Genomic DNA, 16,516 nt, shown 5'->3' with positions numbered 1-16,516 from the left:
ATGAGACGTAAGCTGTCGAGGATGTGCATGATCGCGCTGGTGTTGGCTTTCGTCACCGGTTGTTGGAGCCGCCGCGAACTGAACGAACTGGCGATTGTCACGGGCATCGGCATCGATAAAGTCGGGAACGAATACCTGCTTTCGATGCAGGTTCTCAATATGGGACAAGCGGGCAGCGAAGGGTCGGGAGGAGGAAGCGGGGGCGGCTCGGGCTTGCCGGTGACAACCCAATATATGAAGGCCGGCTCGGTCTTCGAAGGCATTCGCCGCTTGACAACCGTGCTCCCCCGCAAGCTGTATTTTGCTCATATCCGGGCTTTGGTGTTCAGCGAAGAGCTTGCCCGGGAAGGGCTTCGGGACATCCTGGACTTGTTTGTGCGCGACCATGAGATCCGCCCGGACTTTTTTCTTATCGTGACCAAAGGAGTCGAGGCTCGTCAAGTGATGAGTCTGGTGCTGCCAATCGAGCAATCTCCCGCGACCAGCATGCTCAAAAGTCTGGAAATCTCGGAAAAAAACTGGGACCCCAGCGTGGCCATTACCTTGGACGAATACATTACGGATCTGATGAAGGAAGGGAAAGAGGGGGTCATCACAGGGCTGGAGATTAACGGAACTCCCGAACAAGGACAAACGGAAGACAATTTGAAAAGCGTGACCCCTTCCGCCTTTTTCCGGTTTTCCAGCATTGGGATATTCAAGAACGACAAGCTGGTCGGCTGGCTGAATGAGGAAGAAAGCAGAGGCTTTAGTTACATTACGGACCGGGTCGATGCCACGGTTTCCGAGGTCCCGTGCGCTTCCGGAGGAAAGGCGACGGTCGAAATTCTTCGGAGCAAATCGAGCTTGAAAGGAAGCGCGCACCGCGGCAAACCGCTGATTACCATCGAAATCGAGGCCGAGGGAAATATCGGAGAAATTTCGTGCCGGGAAGACGTGTCCAAGCCGGAAACGATCTATGCGTTCGAGCGCAGGACGGAGCAGAAAATCGACGGTTACATCAAGCAAGCGGTCCGCAAAGCCCGGCAAAGCGGCCGCTCCGACATCTTCGGATTCGGCGAGGCGATTCACCGGTACGATCCCCGGAACTGGAAACGGCTGAAGGACGATTGGGACCGGCATTTCATGAGTGCGAAAGTGGAGACTCGGATCGACGTCAAGCTGCGCAGAACGGGCAAGGTGGGACAATCGTTCATCGACAAAATGAAATAAGGAGGAGCGTTCGGCATGAATGTGATGCTCGTCTTATTGGCCACGGCTGCGATCGTGGCGATCGAATGGCGTTCCTTAATGAAGAGGAGGCAAAAGAGGGAGCTGTTGACATTCTTTCTGCTGTGTCTCCTCGGGACAAGTCTCGGCATTGCGGAAGCGCTGCAGCTCGGCATCCCCAATCCGCTGGACTGGATCACCGCGCTGTATAAGCCGCTGAGCAACCTGATATACGGCAGCTCGGCTTAAGCTCAAATTGTCTGTCGAGGAAATGGCAGGTGGAACCGTATGTTCGATAACGAAAAGATCGATGCCTACCAATTTACGCTGCTTGTCATTTTGTTTGTTGTTGGAGACGCGCTGTTGTATGTACCATCCTGGCTGGCGTCCTCCGCGAAACAGGATGCCTGGCTGGCAGCCGGGTTCGGATGCGTCGAGGGCTTGGCGATCGCCTGGCTGTACACTGCGCTTGCCAAGCGTTACTTTCCGTCCACGTTGATCGAGATATGCCGGTCGGTCTTCGGGCGGTGGGCGGGGACGGCGGCGGCTTGCTTGTTCGTCAGCTTTATTCTGGTGGACATTTCCATCATGCTGCATGAAATCGGCGATTTCATCACGACGCAGATGATACCGGAGACACCGATCGAGGTCGTCATTCTTCTGTTCACCGGCGTCATCGTACTGGGTGTGCGGCTGGGCGCCGTTACGCTGGTTCGCTCGTCCGAACTGGCGTTTCCTTCGTTTATGCTGCTTTACTTGCTCCTGATTTTGTTTATTTCGCCGCAGATCAAGCTGGAGCATGCCCAGCCCGTGTTGAGCGAGGGTCTGAAGCCGGTGATCGAGGGGAATTTAAGATTTTTCGGGAATTTGGAGGAAAGCGTGATCCTGCTCATGCTGTTTCCTTTCGCCCGCAGCGCGGTCCGGGGGGCGAAAGCTTATGCGACGGGGCTGACGATCGGCACGATCCTTCTAACGCTGTTTTCCACCGTCTCCATCCTGGTGATGGGCAGCGATATCACCGCTTTATTGGCCTATCCGAGCTATGTGCTGGCGCAGAAGGTATCGGTCGGTAAATTTTTCGAGCGGATCGAAGCGATTATGGCGTTTCTTTGGTTCATTACCGTTTTTGTGAAAATCTCCGTGTGCTACTATGCTGCCTCCTACGGGATCGCGCAGATCGCGAAGCTGCCCAAGTATCATACGGTAACGCTGCCGCTCGCCATGATTTCGATTGTGCTGGCTTTGGTATTCGTTCCGAACCGGCCGTATTTCGACCATTTTGCGACGAAGTTCTGGACCCCTTATACGCTCACCTTCGGATTGTTTCTCCCTTTGCTCATGCTCGGAGCGGCCTGGCTGCGTCAATCCCTCGGGAAGAGATGAGGTGAAGGAATGAACGAACGACGGCAAATTTCGGTATATCAGGTTACGGTCCTGACGATCTTGTTCTCGCTCGGTTCCACGCTGCTCGTCATTGCTTCGGGACTAGCCCAAGAGCTGAAGCAGGATGCTTGGCTTGGCGCGGCTTTCGGCACCTTGGGAGGGCTGGCGCTCGTCGCCATGTATAATGCCTTGGCGGTACGGTTCCCGGATATGACCTTGACGGAGCTCAGCTCGTATTTGCTCGGAAGAACGACGGCCCGCATCTTTATGCTGGGGTACCTCTTTTTCAACTTTTACTCTGCGGCTGCTTTAATCTGGTATGTCGGCAACTTCCTGTCGACCAATCTGTTCAGCGAAACTCCGATGCAAGTCCTGATGATCCTGTATACCGTCGTCGTGCTTTACGGGACGCATCTGGGCCTTGGAGCGATGACGCGGTCCGCGGAGACGTCGTTCCCGTTTTTTATGCTCATGCTTGCCATCGTCATCTTGTCGCTGCTGCCGGAAGCCCGGGCCGCAAACCTGATGCCGTTTATGGACTCGGAACCCGTACCGCTCGCGCGGGCTTCGTTCACGTTCACAAGCTTCGCCTACTTCCCCTGGATTTCGCTGCTGATGATTTATCCGAAGCATGTGCAGCATCCTAAAGTGTGCGGCAAGGCCCTCTATGCCGCCGTACTGGGCTCCGGATCGATTTTGACGGCAGTCACCGCGTTAACGGTTATGGTGCTCGGTCCCGACCGGACCGCGATCGAGCTGTATCCTACCTACAGCTTGACGATGAAAATCAGCATCGGTCATTTTTTTGAACGGATTGAAGCGCTGCTTATCTTGTTATGGCTGCTGGCCATATTTTATCAAGCGGTGCTCATTTACTACGCTGCGGTAACGGGTTTGGCCCAGATGATTCATGTGGATGAATACCGCTCGCTCAATTTGCCGATGGGCCTCTGTCTTGTGCCTTTTGCGCTGCTCATTTATCCGAATGTGGGCTACCAGCAGGCCTGGGATTTTAAGGTGTGGCCGGTATATTCGATGACGTTTGCCTTATGGCCGGCGGTTCTGCTGCTGGTTGCGGCTGTACGGGGGAGGAAGACGAAGCGTTGATGCAAAAGACGGCAGGTAAAGCGAAGGCTATGATTTCTTGATTTTGGCAAGCGGCCGGTCGACGTGCTTGACGATATTGTCGGTTTTGATGCGCCGGTTTTTTTTCTCCCGCATCAGCCGCTTTTCCGATACTTTCCAGGTGTGGGACTGTCGGTCGGCTCTCCGGAAAGCCGCAAAATTATATCTTGAGGTGCTGTACATCTTATATCCTTTTCTCAGGCATGCGCCAATGAAACGGACATCCGTGCCTTGAGGCACTTTTACGAATTTGACGCGCTTGAATACCCTCTTGCGGAACATAATGGTCGCTCCCGCAATCCGTCGGCACCTGCGAAACGGACGATTGTTCGTTCTGCGAAGCAATAATAATTTTCGGTGGGGAAAGAAGAAGAAATACGACTGTTTGCCGACGAGATCGGCCTTCGACTTTCTGAACATATACATGGCTTCCGCAATATAATGGGGCCCGTAGTAGTCGTCGTCGTCAAATTTGGCGATATAATGATATTTCGCCTTCGATACACCGAAATTCAAGCATTCGCCTAAGGAATTTCGCTCCGAGAGCTGAAACACCTTCACATTCGGGTACTCTTTGGCCCGTTCCTCGTAATCGGCAATATTCATGTCCCCTTTGCTCAAGATGACGATGAGCTCCTTGCGCTCCCATTTTTGCCGGGCGTAGTTCTTGAATACTTCGTCTATAAATTGCGGACGCATTGTAGCGGTAACGATCGTGACGCCTTTCTTCACGCTTTTGTCCATGCGTTGTCCTTCCTTCTTGGGGATTAGTCCGGTAACGGCTCATGCTTCAATTTATGTAACGGCCGCAGGGAAAGCACGGCGGATGACCCCCCGGCAAATCTGGACAAACAACCCCCGGCATCGGACGTGTGCAATTATACTTGAAACTAATATTTTATAGAAGGAGTAGAAATGATGACATAGAAAGGGAGTACGGCATCATGAAGAAGGACGAGCGCACAGACAAGTTCGGATATGGGAAGATAGGAATCATCGGCCTCGGATTTGTCGGATTGCCGTTGGCGTTGGCCTTCATACGCCAGGGGTTTGATGTGATCGGCATCGATCTGGACGGGGCAAAAATCAGCACGCTGAACGAAGGGCGAAGCTACTTGCCCGATATAGAAGACGAAGAGATTCGCAGGGCGGTTTCCTCCGGAAAGCTCGCCGTTTCAGAGCAATACGACGATATGGCTTCAGCCGAAAGCATCGTGATATGCGTACCTACGCCGTTATCTCCGCAGCAGACGCCCGATTTAAGCTATTTAACCGATACCTGCAGCCGGCTCGTTCCGCTGCTCAGGAGCAATCAGCTGATCGTACTGGAAAGCTCGACCTTTCCGGGAACGACCAAGGAAGTCGTGCAGCCTTTGCTTGAGCGAAGCGGTCTCGCGGTCGGCGAAGATATTTTTCTGGCTTATTCGCCGGAACGGATCGACCCGGGCAACAAGCAGCTGACCATCGACAAAATTCCGAAAGTGGTCAGCGGGATTACCGAACGATGCCTGGATAGAGTATATAAGCTGTACAGTCAAGTGTTCGAACAAGTCGTACCCGTTTCCACGACCGAGACGGCGGAAGCTGCCAAGCTTCTGGAAAATTCTTTCCGCCTGGTGAACATCTCGTTCATGAACGAATTCGCCAAAATCTGTGAAAAAATGAACGTGAACGTCTGGGAGGTCATCGAAGCGGCCCGTACGAAGCCGTATGGCTTCATGGCCTTTTATCCGGGTCCGGGAGTCGGAGGGCATTGTATTCCCGTCGATCCGCTGTATCTGCAGTGGAAAGCCAGACAGCTCGGGACAGAGAGCCGCTTCATTGAATTGTCCCACCTCGTAAACGAAAGCATGCCGGTTTATATTGTCGAAGAGCTCAAACGGCTGCTGGCCCCATCCAAGAGCATCTCCGAAAGCCGGGTTTTGGTTTATGGAATTACTTACAAAAAAGATACGCCCGATTTGCGCGAATCTACGGCGATCCCGATGATGCAGTTATTGATCCATGAAGGCGCTTCGGTACAGTACCATGATCCGTTCATTCCGTCCGTCACCTTAAATGACCTCACCCTGAACAGCGTAAGCTTAACGGAAGCGGCGCTTCGAAGCACGGATGTCGTGCTGATTCACACGGATCATACGGCGATTCCGATCGATTCGATCGTGAGCTATGCGCCGCTTGTCTATGATACCCGCAACGCGACGAAACGCCGGAGCGGCCGTTCCAAGGTAGCCAAGCTGGGTGGGGGCTCGGCTTTATCTGGCTAGTCGGCGGGTGCCTTTGCCGAAATCGATCGCGACTTTGCCGGTCGATTTCGCGATGCGGGGCGCCAAAATAACGGCATTGACTCCGCATGAGATCAACGCGACATCAAAACGGTTCTTCATCGCTCTTGCTTTCCTTACGGCGCGTCTCATGTGCCGATAATGAGAGAAAGCGATCGTCCCGCGGATCTTCAGTCGGTAAGGACGCCGTCTCAGGATCCGTTTTAATTTCTTGGGGTGCTTGTTAATAATCAAGACGCGGTATTTTCTCAGCATGCGCCAGAAAGAGCGTCTTCGCGCCAAAAACCGGTTCACGCAGGCATGGCAGGTCAGTTTCGGCTTTAATTTGTAATAGTTGAACACTTTTTTGGTCAGCTTTCTCTTCAAATACCGGGGGGCGCGTATGTTCCGGTCGTTTTTGGGGAGAATTCCGACGACGGTTGCACGTCGAATCGAGCGGACCATTTCATTACGGAGCTTCAGATTCGGGAGCGTTACCCCTTTCTTTCCTCTTCTCGCCTTTCTTGCCCATTTTTGCTTCATCACTTTTCTTATTGACCAAACGGACTTTTGGGCCAAAACGATATTTTCGCCGTCACCGATTCGGACCAAAGAGAAGGGCTTCTTACGACGGAGCGCATGCCGAATCCGCTTATGGACGCCGCGGAGCAGTAAATGTTTGGACACCGCATTCCCTCGTTTCGAATGGATTTGGATCGGGTGCGATCCTTTCATAGTATATGATCATGCGGCGCGGCAGGCTGGGCCCGCATCCATACGGAGCAAAATATAATCGCATAGACTTCCTTAAATTGGACATATTAAACATTCAGGATCGTCCAACCGGAGGCTTCGCGGATGAAAAAGTACGCTTTTAACGAAATTACGATTTGGCAATATATTTTCCTTATTTTCACCTCGGAAATTGGCATCGGCGTCCTCCCGTTTCCTGCGAATGCGACCCGGTATGCGGGGACGGACAACTGGATATCGGTCATCTTGGGCTGGGTCCTGATTACGGCCGCAAGCTTGATCATCATCCAAGCCATGAAGCGTTACCCGAACGGGACACTGCTTGATCTGCTGAAGAATTATTGGGGCAAATGGGCGGGGATTGCCGGCGCGATCGTCGTCGCTCTTTATTTTGCTTATTTCTCGTACGTCGTTTTCTCCCGGACGGTGATCTACGTCAAAGCATGGCTGCTGCCGCAAACGCCGGAGCTTATGCTCGTCGCCGTGCTGATCATTCCATTCTGGATCATTGCCCGCAGCGGAGTCCGGGTCCATGGCAGATTTGCGGAGTTCGTCGTTTTGATGTGCTGCTGGATGCCTGTTATTTTTATCGACGTGCTCCGCGAAGCCGAATGGCTCCATTTGCTTCCCGTGCTTAAAGAAGGGTGGGGACCGGTGCTGGCGGCTACGCCGGAGATGGTGTTCACTTTTTTGGGCTTTGAAATGACGTTTGTGCTGTATCCGTTTCTGCAAAAGAAAGACCGGGCGGCCATTGGGGTCATTACCGCCAATACGCTGGCCTTGCTTGTCTACTTGCTGCTGGACTTTACTTGCCTGGTGTTCTACAGCCCGGACGAGATCACGCAGTACAACGAACCGGTGATCAGCCTGCTGAAAGTGGTCGAATTTCCCTTCATCGAACGCTTTGAAATCGTGTTCCTCGCCTTTTATCTTTTATTAATCTCTCTGACGTGGATTCCTTTTACGTTCTGCAGCGTGTACTCCACGAGCTGGATGCTGGGCAGGCCGGACCATCGGCCGCATCTGTTCGTGTTTTTGCTGCTGCTCGCGGTGTCGTATTTCTTTTACCAGCCGACGTTACGCGACAACGATAAAATGATCGCCTGGATGGGCAACCTCGGAGCAGGCTTTGCCGTGGTATTTCCGCTTTTGTTATGGATGCTTGTTACGGCTGCCGACCGATACCGGAAGACGTCGGTTCATTGACAATGATAATCTTTATCAATATTATAAAATGGTAAGTTTATCTTGGGGAGTGATTCGATGTTTATTGAAATGAAAACGATTATCGTTAAAGAAGGAACCTCGGATCTGGTCGTTCAGCGCTTCAGCGGAGAGGGTGCCATTGAAAAATCCGAAGGCTTTATCGATTTAAGCGTACTTGTCAAGAAGGCGAGAAAAGGCGATGAAGAGGTCATTGTGATGATTCGCTGGGAGTCCGAGGAAGCATGGAAGAAATGGGAGACCAGCGAGGTGCATCTCGAAGGTCACAGGCAGGCAAGGGGCAAGCCCAAGCCGGAGCATATTCTCAGCTCGAGTCACGGAAACTATGAAGTGAAAACGGTCAAAGGACCGTATCGGCAGCAAGCGCAAGCGTGACGGGTCCGCTCGCGTCCGTTCGAGGGGTGCGGAAACGAAGCCTTCGGGTTAAGCTCTGTATGGGGCGGACCGGAGGCTTTTTTGCTGCCCAATGCTGGAAGGAATCCTTCTGGACAATCGGCGCAGGCTCCATTACAGTAGAGAGGAAATGACTTGACAAAAGGGGTACGGGAAATGAAAAGCAAGCTCAAAAAAGTATTACTGCCCGCCATGGCGCTAAGTCTGATGTTCATGGCTCCGGCTACGGCGGAAGGGCCTTCACGGGCGTCGGGACAACCGCAGCCGCTGCCTGAGGAAATCGCCTTCCAAATTCCGGCGAATAATTATTGCAGCGCGGAGCAGTCTCTGGATTTTTCGTTCCAATTATCCAATGCCGGCAGCACGCCTGCAGATATTACGGTGTCCTTTTACCAGCAGGACGGCACCAAGCTTACGACGGAAGGCACGTCCTACCAGGAGATCGGCTCCACGATCATCCCAGGCAAGCCTTTTACGTTGAAGGGCTATGCCACGGGGCTGTACCATATCAACTTCGGGAATCATCTCAAATGCAATGAGCGCGTGTACCTGGGGAGAATCTTCGTCAACTCGGGCAAAGCCTCGCTGCTTGCGAGAGGCTGGGTAACTACGAACGGAGCGGTTCAGAACGTCGAAGTGAACGGCAATCAGACGTTCGAGCTGGCTGCTGCGCCGACGGCTGCCGAAGCGGCCGCGGCCAAAGCGGAATAGGCCAACCAAGTAAGCCATAGAGGAGCGTCGGTTCGTGCTGGAGCCGGACTCCTCTTTTTATATTCTTTTTTCCTCTTCGAAAAGAGGAAATGTATGGTAAAGTAGATAGAAAGGTGAATTATTGGGGGGACGTTGTGCGAGTCGGTTGGGACGATGAGAGCATTGCGAGGGAAGCATTAAAACAATTTCCGGTTCAAGGGGAGCGGCTTGTTTATTTGGGGAAAAGCGACAATGTGACCTTTCGGGTGAAGACGAAGCAGGAAAGCTTGAACTATCTGATGAAGCTGCATTATGCTGCAAAGGGAAGCCATTCCAAAAAGACTGTCGAATCGGAGCTGCTTTGGCTCGAAGCGTTAGCCGCGGATACGGACTTGACGGTACCTTCTCCGGTAAGAAGCCGGGATAACGGGCTGACGACGGAGGTGGCCGTCCATGCTTCCGGGGAAACCGTTGTCGTCACGCTGCATCGGTGGGTGGAGGGCGAGCTTCTGGACAGGGAACCGACACCCGGGGAAGCTCGAAGCCTGGCGCAGCTCATGGCCGCGCTGCATCGGCATGCGATGGAATGGAACGCTCCCGCAGGGTTCACCCGGCCGGTGTATGATAGGGACAACGTGTTGTCGCTGCCCGGTCCGTTAAAGCGGCTGCCGGAGCTGAACGTCATTTCGGGGGAAGCGTACGCTTGCCTTGAACGGACCGCGCATCGCATTGCCGCCGGGCTGCAGCGCCAACCGGTGGCGAGCCATACCTGGGGGCTGATTCATTCGGACCTGCACGAAAGCAATTACGTTGTCGATCGGGGCCGTCCGAGGCCCATCGACTTTTCCGCGTGCGGCTACGGCTTTTACCTGTTTGACGTGGCTGAATCGTTTTTACATCTTTCGCCGGAGAACCGGCGCGAATTTTGGTCCGCCTACCGGGAGGAACGGCAGCTGCGGGAGACCGATGCGAAGAGCCTGGACCTGTTTTTCGTTTGGGCGATTCTCCGAAACTTCGCTTTTCTCGCCAACAACCCTGCGGAGCACGCGTCGCTATCCGAGCTTATTCCCAAAGTGGCGAAAAGCTATTTTGAAAACTATCTTAAAGACGAACCGGTTCTGGGAATCGGGAACAGTTAGAAAAGAACAAGGATGAAAGAGGTGCACAGCTATGAAAGCTCTGCTTCATTATGGGGCCACCGGCACGAACGGTCTGAGGCTTGAGGAAGTCGAAGACAAGCATCCGGGACCCGGCGAAGTCAAGGTGCGGATCAAAGCGGCAGGGCTCAATCACCGCGACCTGTTCGTGCTCGCCCGAAGAACGGGAAGCGAACCGCCGTTCATCCCCGGCTCGGACGGAGCGGGACTCGTGGAAGCGGTCGGAAGCGGCGTCGATCACGTCCGCATCGGCGACGAGGTGATTATTAATCCGACCCTCGGCTGGCATGCTGCCAGCGAAGTTCCGGAGGTTCCGGACATTCTGGGAAGCCCGACGGACGGCACCTTTGCGCAGAGCACCATTGTTCCGGCCGTCAATGTGGAGCCGAAGCCGGCTTATCTTACCTGGGAGGAAGCGGGAGTGCTTCCTTTGGCCGCGTTAACCGCGTACCGGGCGCTGTTCACCCGCGGGCAGGTGCAGCAGGGCGAGCATGTGCTGCTTCCCGGGATCGGGAGCGGCGTAGCCACGTACGCCTTGGCGATGGCGAAGGCGGCAGGGGCAGAGGTCACCGTCACTTCCCGCGACGCGGGCAAACGCAGAAAGGCGCTGGAGCTTGGAGCGGATGCGGCTATAGACAGCCACGGGGACTGGGACGAAGCGCTTGAGGGCCGGAAAGTCGATCTCATCGTGGAGAGCATCGGCCCCGCCACATTTCCCCAGTATTTTAAGGTGCTTCGCCCGGGAGGACGAATTGTCAGCTTAGGCGCTACTTCGGGAGACACCGTCGAAATTCCGCTGCGGCCGTTTCTTTTTCCGCAATTCAGCTTTCTGGGCACCTCGATGGGAAGTACCGAAGAATTCAAGAAAATGCTGCAGTTAGTGGACAAGCACCGCATACGTCCGGTGGTAGACGCAACGTTTCCTTTAGCCGAAGCCGTCCGGGCTTTTCAAAGAATGCAGGAAGGCAGGCAGTTCGGAAAAATAGGCCTGATTCCAGAAGAAGAGGGATAACATGCTGTTGTTTGAAGCGATCAAAAACCGGTCGATGGAGGCGCTCGAAGCCGCAGCGTCAGCCGGTGATGTGAACGGGCAGGACAAGTTCGGCCGCACTCCGCTGCATTATATCATTACGCAAAAAGCGCCGATGGAGATGTTTGCGTTTCTGCTTGCCAAGGGAGCCGATCCGGGGCGGGAAGACAAGCTCGGCTTAACGGTGCTGGAAAAAGCGATCAAATTCGGAAATAAGCAGGCGGTGGAGCTGCTGATCGCTCATGGTATCGAACTGGACCACCCGAAGGGCATCACGCATACGCCTTGGTTCCAAGCGAGACATCATCCCGAAATTGCCGATCTTCTGCTTGGCGCGAAAGGGGCCTTTCGGCTAACGCTGACGGAGGCGGAACGCGAGCTTGTCGATTCTCTGCTCTATGCAGAGGATGAGGAGCGCATGGCCCGGCTGCATCTGTTGAATACGCCGGAGCTTCTGCATGCGTTCGTGCTTGGATTTAGCTGGGATGACGATTTGGAGCCGATCGAGGCGATTGTGCGGCATCCGGAGTGCCGGGAAGCGACGGCTTACGAAATATACGACCTTGCGGACGGAGATTACTGGCTGGAGCGCGAGAGGGTCGAGTATGATGACGAGCGGCAGTACATCGCGTTAATCCGTTATACGCTGGAGAGATTTCCGCAATTGAAGGATACCTAAAGGAGAAGGCAGAAGCATGAGAGAGAAAGTAAAAGCATGGATCGGGCGCTGGGACACGCTGCTGCAGCGTCTTGCCGCGCAGGGCGCAACGGTGCGCGAATGGGTCGTCGAGCCGGAAGCGGACGGGGAACGCGTGAGGGAAACGGAGGCGCGCCTTGGAATCGGACTGCCGCCGACCGTACGGCGGATCCTTGCCGAGGGAGCGGGGAAAGTCACGATCTACTGGTATTTCGACAAGGAGACGCTGGCCCCCTTTGCCTCGTCCGGAGAGCTGGCGTGGAGTCTCGATGCGTTCGAATGGCCGTATTTCGGCGGCGACGAGCTGGAGGAGGAGAAACGTTATCTTGCTTTTCATGTGGCCGGCAACGGGGATTATGTGCTGCTCGATCTTGAAGGTCATCCGGACGATCCGCCGGTCGTCAGCTGGGGGCACGAGACGGGCGAGTTTCTGCTGCTGGCTCCTTCGTTCACCGAATTTGTGGAGCGGGTAACGGAGCTGGCTTTCGTCGGCGCCGAGGACAGCGCGTACGAGCCGTTTTGCGGTCCGGACGGCTTGGATGTCGACGGGTCGAACGCGAAGGCATGGAAAGCTTGGCTTGACCAGTATTTGACGCTTACGCTGGAAGAGGCGGCGAAGGAGCTGCCGCTGCTCATCGACTATATCACGTTCCATGAAGCGGAGGATCCGGGGGTGCGCGAAGCGCTGGAGCGCTATGAGCCTGACGCTGTGCTGGCCGCGTGGCTGGCCAGACTTGAGCGCGAGACGTACTGGGTTTATCGGGATCATCTGCTCGGATACATAGGGGAGACCGTCGGCGAAGCGGCGGCGGATTGGGTGCGTTCGCTGTGGTCGGATCAGCCTCCGGTTGAAGTGTCGAACCATAGCAGAGCGTATTTGTCGGCATGCTGCCTCCCGGGGCGCGAGGGGCTGGAGCGGGTAGTGGCCCGGCTGGAGCAGGAGGCGCAGAACAGCAAAATCGACGGCTACAGCGCCAACGGCTTGCTGCGGCACTTCCACAGCCGGGACGTCATCCGGTGGATGGAGTCCCGCGTCGCGTTTCCGTTCGGAGGCTGGGACGACTTGTTTGCAGCCTCCGCGCCGCACTGGGAGGACGTTTGCCGCTGGCTGGACGGGCATGAGGCCATGCGGCAGTCGGCGCTGTCCGCGCTGGGGAAGCTGTTCGCGAAAGGGGAATGTCCGAAGGGCGAGCCGGATCGCGGTGAAATACTCCGCCTGCTGGATAAGGCCGAACAGGAAGCCGTGCTGAAGAAGGAAAAGGAAGCGGTTCGGCGGGTAACGGCGCATTTGGCCGATTGGCGGTAAGGATGCAGGACGAATGTACCGTCCCCTTTGTTCGCGCTGCGCGGCTTGATTCGGCTGTGAACAGACACGTATGCGATCAGACCCGTTGACATTTGGGTGAAACTGGTGTACAACTGTAGTAATTCAATTCCCTGTTAAATTCATTGACGAGAATGAGTAAGCTAATCCCTTGTTCCCCAGAGAGTTGGCCCCGTGCTGAAAGCCAACGTTCAAGAATTAGCCGAACATCCTCTCCGAGAAGGAATGCTGAAGCTTTAGTAAGCAGCCCCGGGATCCCGCCGTTACAAGGGACGCGTATGATGGTACGTCGTAGAGGTGCCGCGGGATCATGTTTCAAGATGATCGCTGCGGAACAAGGGTGGTAGCGCGAGAACAATCTCGTCCCTTACGGGGCGGGATTTTTTTGTTTTTTCAAGAAGAAAGGATGAGATCTGTGAGAAAAGTCGACGTGAAAGAAAAAGCGAGAGTCCGCGAGCTTCGCGTGCTGGAGCAGTGGAGACGGGACGAAACGCACCGCAAATCGATCGAGAACCGGGCCGGCCGCCCGAATTTCGTGTTCTATGAAGGGCCCCCGACAGCCAACGGCTCGCCTCATATCGGGCATGTGCTCGGGCGCGTCGTGAAAGATTTTATCTGCCGCTACAAGACGATGTCCGGCTATCGCGTCGTCCGCAAAGCCGGTTGGGACACGCACGGCCTTCCGGTCGAGCTGGGCGTCGAGAAGCAGCTCGGCATCTCGGGCAAGCAGGAGATCGAGAAGTACGGCGTGGCCGAATTTGTGGAAAAGTGCAAAAGCAGCGTATTCGAATACGAGAAGCAGTGGCGGGAGCTGACCGAGGCGATTGCGTATTGGACGGATATGGATAATCCGTATGTGACGCTGACCAACGAATATATCGAGAGCGTCTGGCACCTTTTGTCCGTAATCCATGGCAAAGGGCTGCTGTATAAAGGCCACCGGGTCAGCCCGTACTGTCCGGACTGTCAAACGACGCTCAGCTCTCATGAAGTAGCGCAAGGGTATGAGGATGTCAAGGACTTGAGCGCAACCGTAAAATTCAAAAGCAAGCGCGGGGACGAAATCTTCCTTGCCTGGACGACCACTCCGTGGACGCTGCCGGCCAACGTGGCGCTTGCCGTGAATAAAGACCTCGACTATGTCAAGGTGAAATACAACGGCGAGCTGTACGTCGTCGCGGAAAAGCTCGCCGGGAACGTGTTCAAGGCGGACTACGAAATTGTGTCCGTGCATAAAGGATCGGAATTCGTCGGCACCCCTTACGAGCCGCCTTTCGCGTATATCCGCCCGGGCAAAGGGCATATCGTCGTCGAGGCGGACTACGTGAGCGATACGAGCGGGACCGGGATCGTTCATACGGCCCCTGCGCACGGGGAGGAAGACTACCGCACAACCCGCAAGCATGAGCTGGATTTCGTCAACGTCGTGAACCTGGCCGGCCGCTATACCGAGCAGGTGACGGAATTCGCGGGACGCTTCGTCAAGGATTGCGACGTCGACATCGTGAAAAGCTTGTCCGAGCGCGGCCTGCTGTTTTCCAAAGAGCGGTACGAGCACAGCTACCCGTTCTGCTGGCGCTGCAAATCGCCGCTGCTCTACTACGCAATGGAAAGCTGGTTCATCCGGACGACGGCGGTCAAGGACCAATTGATCGAGAACAACCGCGGCATCAATTGGTATCCTTCCCACCTCCGCGAAGGGCGCTTCGGCAAGTTTCTCGAAGAGCTCGTCGATTGGAACATCAGCCGCAACCGCTACTGGGGGACGCCGCTGAACGTCTGGGTGTGCGGGGATTGCGGGGAAGAGCATGCGCCCGGAAGCCGGCAAGAGCTGCGGGAGCGGGCGATTCAGCCGATTGACGAGAGCTTGGAGCTGCACAAGCCGTACGTCGACGAAGTGAAGCTGCGCTGCGCCTGCGGCGGCACGATGGAGCGAACCCCGGAGGTGATCGACGTCTGGTTCGACAGCGGCTCGATGCCGTTCGCGCAGTACCATCATCCGTTCGGCGACGAGCGGCAGTTTCAGGAGCAGTACCCGGCGGATATGATCTGCGAAGGGATCGATCAGACGCGGGGCTGGTTCTTCAGCCTGCTGGCCGTCTCGACGCTGTACAACGGGCAGTCGCCTTACAAAGCCGTCATTTCGACCGGACACGTGCTGGACGAGAACGGACAGAAGATGTCCAAGAGCAAGGGCAACGGCATCGATCCTTGGGAAATCATCGAGGAGTTCGGCACCGATGCGTTCCGTTGGGCGCTGCTGGCCGACAGCGCGCCGTGGAACAGCAAGCGGTTCTCCAAGCAAATCGTCGCCGAAGCGAAATCGAAGGTAATCGATACGCTCCATAACGCGCATGCGTTTTATGCGCTGTATGCGGCGATCGATGGCTATAAGCCGGAGGAGCACCCGCTGCGGACCTCCGCGAACGAACTGGACCGCTGGATTCTATCAAGGCTGAACAGCACTCTGCGTCTGGTCGTGAAGGGGCTGGACGACAACGATTTCTTGAACCCCGCGAAGCAGATCGAGGCGCTCGTCGACGAGCTGAGCAACTGGTATATCCGCCGCTCCCGGGACCGTTTCTGGGCCAGCGGCATGACCGAGGATAAAGTGTCCGCGTACCGGACGCTCCGCGAAGCGCTCTTGACGCTTGCGGCCATGATCGCGCCGTATGCGCCGCTTATCGCCGAAGACATCTACGGCAATCTTGGCGGCGAGGGGAGCGTTCATCTCGCGGACTATCCGAAGGCGAACGATTCCGCGGTGGACCCGACGCTTGAGCGGGACATGGAAACCGCGCGGCAAATCGTCGAGCTGGCGCGCAGCGTCCGGAACGAGACCGGGATCAAAACCCGCCAGCCGCTAGCGGAGCTGATCGTTTCGCTGGACCGGGAATTCGATCTGAGCCGGTACGCGGATATCGTCAAAGAGGAGATCAACGTCAAAGACATCCGCATCGAGCAGAGCGACAGCGGGTTCGTGGACTTCAGCTTGAAGCTGAACCTGAAAGCGGCGGGCAAAAAGTACGGCAAATTCGTCGGGCCGGTGCAAAGCCGCCTGAAGCAGCTGTCCGCCGCGGAAGCGAAGCAAGCTGTCACAGCGGGCTTCCTGGAGATGGCGGTCGACGGAGAAACGCTTCATCTTACGCTCGACGAGCTGCTCGTGGACAAACAAGCCAAAGCCGGCTTCGCCTCCGCATCCGGCTACGGGATCACCGTTGCTTTGAATACGGCGATCACCGAGGAGCTGGAGCAGGAGGGGCTTGT

General features: G+C 55.6%; 15 protein-coding genes and 1 other annotated feature. Of the genes, 13 read left to right on the top strand and 2 right to left on the bottom strand.

Annotated features, from left to right (window positions below; all coding sequences use genetic code 11):
- The 4 genes from PEH01S_RS20715 to PEH01S_RS20700 are packed head-to-tail and all read left to right on the top strand — an operon-like array spanning nt 1 to nt 3,699.
- The gene (locus PEH01S_RS20715; RefSeq protein ID WP_025850533.1) at nt 1–1,212 is read left to right on the top strand and encodes a Ger(x)C family spore germination protein; all 1,212 of its coding nucleotides are present in this window, start codon (nt 1–3) and stop codon (nt 1,210–1,212) included.
- 15 nt (nt 1,213–1,227) lie between these two features.
- The gene (locus tag PEH01S_RS20710; protein ID WP_025850532.1) at nt 1,228–1,458 is read left to right on the top strand and encodes a hypothetical protein; all 231 of its coding nucleotides are present in this window, start codon (nt 1,228–1,230) and stop codon (nt 1,456–1,458) included.
- Between the two features lie 39 nt (nt 1,459–1,497).
- Nucleotides 1,498–2,592 (top strand): GerAB/ArcD/ProY family transporter, encoded by a 1,095-nt coding sequence (locus PEH01S_RS20705; RefSeq protein WP_127487801.1) that lies wholly within the window; start codon nt 1,498–1,500, stop codon nt 2,590–2,592.
- 9 nt (nt 2,593–2,601) lie between these two features.
- Complete coding sequence (locus PEH01S_RS20700; RefSeq protein ID WP_025850530.1) at nt 2,602–3,699, top strand: GerAB/ArcD/ProY family transporter; 1,098 nt, start codon at nt 2,602–2,604, stop codon at nt 3,697–3,699.
- Between the two features lie 27 nt (nt 3,700–3,726).
- Here PEH01S_RS20700 and PEH01S_RS20695 read toward each other — a convergent pair whose 3' ends face one another.
- Nucleotides 3,727–4,461 carry a glycosyltransferase family 2 protein gene (locus PEH01S_RS20695; protein WP_025850529.1) on the bottom strand — a complete coding sequence of 245 codons (735 nt, stop codon included), beginning with the start codon at nt 4,459–4,461 and terminating at the stop codon, nt 3,727–3,729.
- Between the two features lie 200 nt (nt 4,462–4,661).
- Here PEH01S_RS20695 and PEH01S_RS20690 point away from each other — a divergent pair, with 200 nt between their 5' ends.
- The gene (locus tag PEH01S_RS20690) at nt 4,662–5,984 is read left to right on the top strand and encodes a nucleotide sugar dehydrogenase (RefSeq protein ID WP_127487799.1); all 1,323 of its coding nucleotides are present in this window, start codon (nt 4,662–4,664) and stop codon (nt 5,982–5,984) included.
- Here PEH01S_RS20690 and PEH01S_RS20685 read toward each other — a convergent pair.
- Nucleotides 5,973–6,668, bottom strand: coding sequence for a GT-D fold domain-containing glycosyltransferase (locus PEH01S_RS20685; protein WP_025850527.1), 696 nt, complete (start codon nt 6,666–6,668; stop codon nt 5,973–5,975). The genes PEH01S_RS20690 and PEH01S_RS20685 overlap by 12 nt on opposite strands.
- A gap of 171 nt (nt 6,669–6,839) precedes the next feature.
- Between PEH01S_RS20685 and PEH01S_RS20680 the strand changes: the two genes are divergently transcribed.
- The 8 genes from PEH01S_RS20680 to ileS form a co-directional block, all read left to right on the top strand.
- Nucleotides 6,840–7,940, top strand: a complete 1,101-nt coding sequence (locus PEH01S_RS20680; protein ID WP_025850526.1) for a GerAB/ArcD/ProY family transporter — start codon at nt 6,840–6,842, stop codon at nt 7,938–7,940.
- A 57-nt stretch (nt 7,941–7,997) separates the two neighbouring features.
- On the top strand, nt 7,998–8,333 hold the full coding sequence (locus PEH01S_RS20675) for an antibiotic biosynthesis monooxygenase family protein (RefSeq protein ID WP_010497341.1): 336 nt from the start codon (nt 7,998–8,000) through the stop codon (nt 8,331–8,333).
- A gap of 174 nt (nt 8,334–8,507) precedes the next feature.
- Nucleotides 8,508–9,062 carry a hypothetical protein gene (locus PEH01S_RS20670; protein ID WP_025850525.1) on the top strand — a complete coding sequence of 185 codons (555 nt, stop codon included), beginning with the start codon at nt 8,508–8,510 and terminating at the stop codon, nt 9,060–9,062.
- A gap of 134 nt (nt 9,063–9,196) precedes the next feature.
- Nucleotides 9,197–10,180 (top strand): phosphotransferase enzyme family protein, encoded by a 984-nt coding sequence (locus PEH01S_RS20665; RefSeq protein WP_127487797.1) that lies wholly within the window; start codon nt 9,197–9,199, stop codon nt 10,178–10,180.
- Nucleotides 10,181–10,211: 31 nt separating this feature from the next.
- Entirely contained in the window at nt 10,212–11,210 is a 999-nt protein-coding gene (locus PEH01S_RS20660) for a zinc-binding dehydrogenase (RefSeq protein ID WP_127487795.1), read from the top strand.
- Between the two features lies 1 nt (nt 11,211).
- On the top strand, nt 11,212–11,907 hold the full coding sequence (locus tag PEH01S_RS20655; protein WP_127487793.1) for a DUF4274 domain-containing protein: 696 nt from the start codon (nt 11,212–11,214) through the stop codon (nt 11,905–11,907).
- A gap of 16 nt (nt 11,908–11,923) precedes the next feature.
- Nucleotides 11,924–13,231, top strand: a complete 1,308-nt coding sequence (locus tag PEH01S_RS20650) for an SMI1/KNR4 family protein (protein ID WP_127487791.1) — start codon at nt 11,924–11,926, stop codon at nt 13,229–13,231.
- 134 nt (nt 13,232–13,365) lie between these two features.
- Nucleotides 13,366–13,620 (top strand) — a binding site (T-box leader).
- Nucleotides 13,621–13,664: 44 nt separating this feature from the next.
- Nucleotides 13,665–16,516, top strand: a 2,852-nt coding sequence (gene ileS, locus PEH01S_RS20645; RefSeq protein WP_127487789.1) for an isoleucine--tRNA ligase, incomplete at its 3' end; no start/stop codon positions are given.

This window comes from Paenibacillus ehimensis NBRC 15659, assembly GCF_004000785.1.
GTDB classification, from domain to species: domain Bacteria; phylum Bacillota; class Bacilli; order Paenibacillales; family NBRC-103111; genus Paenibacillus_G; species Paenibacillus_G ehimensis.
This window is presented reverse-complemented; position numbering and strand designations above follow the sequence as displayed.

Bases quoted from the DNA above. Each gene is read 5' to 3' on its own strand.
- PEH01S_RS20715 (WP_025850533.1), top strand. From the start codon at position 1: ATGAGACGTAAGCTGTCGAGGATGTGCATGATCGCGCTGGTGTTGGCT.
- PEH01S_RS20710 (WP_025850532.1), top strand. From the start codon at position 1,228: ATGAATGTGATGCTCGTCTTATTGGCCACGGCTGCGATCGTGGCGATC.
- PEH01S_RS20705 (WP_127487801.1), top strand. From the start codon at position 1,498: ATGTTCGATAACGAAAAGATCGATGCCTACCAATTTACGCTGCTTGTC.
- PEH01S_RS20700 (WP_025850530.1), top strand. From the start codon at position 2,602: ATGAACGAACGACGGCAAATTTCGGTATATCAGGTTACGGTCCTGACG.
- PEH01S_RS20695 (WP_025850529.1), bottom strand. From the start codon at position 4,461: ATGGACAAAAGCGTGAAGAAAGGCGTCACGATCGTTACCGCTACAATG.
- PEH01S_RS20690 (WP_127487799.1), top strand. From the start codon at position 4,662: ATGAAGAAGGACGAGCGCACAGACAAGTTCGGATATGGGAAGATAGGA.
- PEH01S_RS20680 (WP_025850526.1), top strand. From the start codon at position 6,840: ATGAAAAAGTACGCTTTTAACGAAATTACGATTTGGCAATATATTTTC.
- PEH01S_RS20675 (WP_010497341.1), top strand. From the start codon at position 7,998: ATGTTTATTGAAATGAAAACGATTATCGTTAAAGAAGGAACCTCGGAT.
- PEH01S_RS20670 (WP_025850525.1), top strand. From the start codon at position 8,508: ATGAAAAGCAAGCTCAAAAAAGTATTACTGCCCGCCATGGCGCTAAGT.
- PEH01S_RS20660 (WP_127487795.1), top strand. From the start codon at position 10,212: ATGAAAGCTCTGCTTCATTATGGGGCCACCGGCACGAACGGTCTGAGG.
- PEH01S_RS20655 (WP_127487793.1), top strand. From the start codon at position 11,212: ATGCTGTTGTTTGAAGCGATCAAAAACCGGTCGATGGAGGCGCTCGAA.
- PEH01S_RS20650 (WP_127487791.1), top strand. From the start codon at position 11,924: ATGAGAGAGAAAGTAAAAGCATGGATCGGGCGCTGGGACACGCTGCTG.